Raw genomic sequence first — 4,668 nt, 5'->3', positions numbered from 1 at the left:
AAGTCAACTCAGCCAGCTTCAGTGCCGATTGTTGCCATGTGGTCACCGCCAGTGAGGATGGCACGGCGAAAATTACTGAAATAAGGGGTTCTCTGGTATCACCTGAACCGGCACAGTCTGGTGGTGATTGACGAAGCCCGGAACCTGATGCGGGGTACTCAGAGGGCCGCCGCTGAGTGACGCCATTCTGCGTGAGTCGAAAGGCAGAAACAGTGTTCGTTGCGCTTAGCAACATGTTATGAACTTTTATTCCAAAACCGGGTCTAACTCGGCACATCCATTTTGAATGTCGTTTCAAAATGAGGAGAAATACTCACGTTACAGGAAACAGAAATGACACCATGCACTCAGCAAATAAACGACAACTCCAATATTGTCGATTCAGCCCCGACATCACCCGGGCGATCTCAATCAGAGCCGCCAACCGTTATCGATATGGGTAGGGAGATCACTGCATCTTACCCGTGTGAATCGTTATTATTGAAGACACTGCCCAAAGAATTGAAGTATGAAGTCATTGCCCATTTAGATCTTCCAAATGTAGCCGTTTTAAAGCGAACATGCTCCGAGTTGTGCGATGTTATTGAAGAAGGTGATGTTCTGGCGAAGGCATGGTATGGCCGGTTTTCTTCAGCACACCGGGCTCAAATAAAGGCAGTCATCAGTACAAAAGACAACAACCAACTCAGCGACTGGTTAGGGCAGTTTACGAATGACGAGGCACTCATCAAGTCAGTAGTAGGACGCCGGGAGAGTGATGGATTTCCTGCTTTTTTCTTTTTCACCATCAGTCAACTGATGTCTGAATGTAAAGCATTTAAATTAGTTGAAGAAGGCGAAATTTCTCATGGCAGCGGGATTAAATCAGCCTCCTTCAGTGTCGATGGCCGTCATGTGGTGACCAAGACTGCTACCGAGGGTCGTAATACAGCGAAAATTTCTGGTCAGGACATCGGTGGGTCATGGGATGTAAAAACTAACATTTTGCACTCTGATGTTATCAACTCAGCCACCTTCAGCCTCGATGGCCATCATCTGGTCACCGCCAGTGATGATCGCACGGCGAAAATCTACGCTCATGAGGCTGATGGAACGTGGGAAGTAAAAGTGACCATTACTCATGGTTCCAGGGTCAATTCAGCCGAATTCAGTCCCGATGGCACTTTTTTGGTGACCGCCAGTGCTGATAGCTCAGCGAGAATTTATGGTCAGGAGGCCAATGGATTATGGCTACCAAAAGCCAGTATTTCCCATGAAGATTCGGTCTTTTCAGCCTCCTTCAGCGCTAATGGGCGCTATTTGATAACCAGGGGTAATGATGATAAGTCGAAAATCTATGGTCTGGAGGACGATGGATCATGGCTGGAGAAAAGCACTATTGCCCTTCCCCATGACTGTCATGTCGAATTAGCCTCCCTCAGTCCCGATGGTGCCCATGTGCTGACCGTAGGCCAGATGACTGTGGTCGGCGAAGTTTACCATTTCCCCTCTGTCTGCGATGACACGGTGAAAATCTACGGCCAGAAGGACGATGGATCCTGGGAAGTAAAGGCTGACATTCGCCATAATGAGCGGATTTGCTCAGCCACCTTCAGCCCCGACGGCAATCATGTGGTGACTGCCAGCGATGATGGTTCGGCGCAAATCTATAGTAAGAAGGCAGATGGATCATGGGAACGAAAAGCCAACATTCGCCATCAGAAATCGGTGAGATCAGCCACTTTTAGCCCCGATGGCCGCCATGTGGTAACTGCAAGTCACGATAAAACGGTGAAAATCTATGGTCAGAACGCCAAAGGAGTCTGGAAAGAAAAAGTCTCCATTGCTCATGATGGCGAGGTCAATTCAGCTGTTTTCAGTATTGATGGTCGTCATGTGGTAACCGCCTGTAAAGATAAAACAGCGAAAATCATCGGCCAGCAGATCGATGGATCATGGGTAGTGAAAGCTTCCATTTCGCATCAGGATGCAGTTAACTCTGCCGCCTTCAGTTTCGATGGTCGCTATGTGGTCACCGCCAGTGAGGATCACACGGCGAAAATCATTGAAATAAGCATACATAATTGATTTTGTGTTATCAGTCTTGTGGTTATTTAATTTCATATATGGTTTTGCATTTTACCGGTTAACACCGCCTTTTCAGGATTTTTTAAAGGTTGGTCTGCACCGAAGGTCTGCATACCCTTTGAAGAGTATGGTGTGAATTTCAGGAAATTTTTGGTGGTTCCGGCAGTTATTCCTGGCATATTTTTTGGGAGTAAATATTTTTTATATTTTTGTACTGTATTGAAAGCACTGACGGAATTAAGAGAGAAGCTATTATGCACAAGGTAGATTTTGAAACCCTGTCTGGAGGGTTTTATAAACTGTCATTGGCAGAACGCCTCGAACGGGTCGCCCGGTTTTCGGAGCTCTCAAAAGAGGAAGTGGATATCATTTCAGGAAAATCCTCTTTAAAAAAAGAACAGGCGGATCATTTAATTGAAAATACCATCGGTATTTTTCCAATGCCGTTAGGCGTTGCAAATTATTTTAATATTGATGGTGTTGATCGCTTTATCCCAATGTGTGTGGAAGAAACCTCTATTATTGCGGCCGCTTCTGCTAACGCCAAATGGGTGCGTAACAGAGGATGTATTAATACCTGGACAGAGGGTAGGTTGATCATTGGTCAGGTGCAACTTCCAAATGTATCTGATACAGAACTTACCCTTCGAAAGCTCACAGAAAATCGTAACGATATGATTGACCTTGCCAATCAGCGTCTTTCAGGTTTGGTAAGAAGAGGTGGTGGCATTAAAGACATTGAATTTAGAACGCTCGAACGATCCGACAAGCAAGGTTCAATGGTTGTCCTTCATCTTCTATGTGACCCTTGTGACGCCATGGGAGCAAATTTAATCAACCAGGCGTGTGAAGCCTTAAAGCCTCCTGTTGAAGAACAGACTGGTGAGAAGGTAGGCTTATGCATTCTCTCCAACCTTGTGGACTCCAGGCTGGCATGCGCTCGTGTCACTCTTTCTGATGTTGATGAAGAGCAAGGAACAGGCATAGAAGAGGCTTCGATTTTTGCTGAATCTGATCCTCATCGGGCATGCACACATAATAAAGGTATTTTAAATGGGATTGACCCCATTTTAATTGCAACGGGCAATGATTGGCGTGCAACCGAAGCAGGTATCCATGCTTACGCCGCACGCACCGGCAGCTACCAACCTGTTGCCACCTGGAGATATTCCCCTCTCAAGCGTCAGCTCATTGGGATCTTAAGAGTACCCATGGCTGTTGGGACCGTTGGAGGTGTTACCAAGGTTCATCCTTCAGCAAAGGTGGCCTTAAAGATTTTAAAGGTGTCTTCCGCAGAAGAGCTCGGACGTATTTGTGGTGCTGTAGGACTTGTTCAGAACCTGGGGGCTTTAAAAGCCCTTGCCACCGTAGGCATCGTGAAAGGTCACATGTCCCTTCATGCGAAAAACCTGGCCATTGCGGCAGGTGCCAATGAAATGGAAATTCCAAGGCTTGTGTCTGAGCTTGGTCAGTTAATCTCAATGAAAAAAGCCATTTCTGTTTCTGTTGCCAAAGAACTGTTAGTAAAAATCAGACCCACAGCAGTTAATCATGTTTCAGCTACACATCCGAGATAAAGTTTTTCACCAGAGACGAGTCCCTGGCCCTATCAGGTGAAGAAGCTTTTACCCGCTGCAAACTTTTAGGCGAGTCCGCCATACTTCGGGCTACACTCAGCCCTGACTGAAGAAAAATGGAAATTTGAGTGCAACTTAAAACAGTTTTCTTTTATATAATCGGTACACTCTTGATCTCTTTGGCAGCCAGTGGATTTGGTGATGACCATTCTCAAGGACGTCTGCTCATCGTCACAAATGGGACACCTGACCAAGAGGCTTATCTGATACCAGGTTTTGTCTTCTTTGTGCCTGAAGACTCTCTGGACTTGTTTGAAGACATACTGGTCGCTGCCAATGCTACCTATATTGGCAGGGTGCCAATAGGCGAAGGTTCATTCAGCTGCTATCTACTGAAACACGATGATATTGACACTCCCTCAACGGAACAAGGAAACTTCTTGTGTATCAGCCCTGAATGGCAAGTAGATAGAACTGACGTTGGCGAGGGCGATCTGGCTACAGATAATGTTTCTGAGAAAGCGGAGAAAAATAGCACGAGCTTTGCATTGCCAGAATGGCCCGCATTAATACCTGAACCCAACTTGCGATTATCGGGAAGAGGCTTTCCATTTGACCCACCGCCACCACCTCCTTTTATGCCGGGCATTCCTGCCAAAGGATTTTTTGATATGCCCGACTGGCAATTTGACTACCTGTCAGCTCTGGCCCCGATCAGCCAGTGGCTGAAACAATGGCTTCATAATGGGTATCCCACTACTTCCACTGAATCCCGACAATTCGTCAGCGCCATAGATTTATCTGCGGCTTTGGAAGGGATTACAAAGAAGAAGACACACAATAGATCGTTATTCAGCCAAATGCCGTTAGATGCCTCAGAACTGCTTGCTCAACTTACGGGGAAAGGTTTGTCGGGCTATTCGCAGGCACATCAATCAGAAACTGTTATGTTCTATCCCGTATTTATGCTACCAAAGTCTGCTTCGAACAGCCTTGAAGAAGCGCAGGAGGTTGAATATGTTGG

The 4,668-nt window shown here is 46.3% G+C and carries 3 protein-coding genes; all 3 read left to right on the top strand.

What is annotated here, in order from left to right; genetic code table 11:
• Positions 1–333: 333 nt before the first annotated feature.
• Entirely contained in the window at positions 334–2,067 is a 1,734-nt protein-coding gene (locus KDK19_RS06160) for an F-box/WD repeat-containing protein (protein ID WP_257281729.1), read from the top strand.
• Positions 2,068–2,321: 254 nt separating this feature from the next.
• Complete coding sequence (locus tag KDK19_RS06155; RefSeq protein ID WP_257255039.1) at positions 2,322–3,644, top strand: hydroxymethylglutaryl-CoA reductase, degradative; 1,323 nt, start codon at positions 2,322–2,324, stop codon at positions 3,642–3,644.
• A 128-nt stretch (positions 3,645–3,772) separates the two neighbouring features.
• On the top strand, positions 3,773–4,668 hold an 896-nt coding region (locus KDK19_RS06150), incomplete at its 3' end, for a hypothetical protein (protein ID WP_257291566.1).

The organism is Endozoicomonas sp. ONNA1 (assembly GCF_024606325.1).
Taxonomy (GTDB): domain Bacteria; phylum Pseudomonadota; class Gammaproteobacteria; order Pseudomonadales; family Endozoicomonadaceae; genus Endozoicomonas_A.
Note: the sequence above shows the minus strand (reverse complement) of the source record. Positions and strands in the feature narration are given on the sequence as shown.

Bases quoted from the DNA above. Each gene is read 5' to 3' on its own strand.
- KDK19_RS06160 (WP_257281729.1), top strand. From the start codon at position 334: ATGACACCATGCACTCAGCAAATAAACGACAACTCCAATATTGTCGAT.
- KDK19_RS06155 (WP_257255039.1), top strand. From the start codon at position 2,322: ATGCACAAGGTAGATTTTGAAACCCTGTCTGGAGGGTTTTATAAACTG.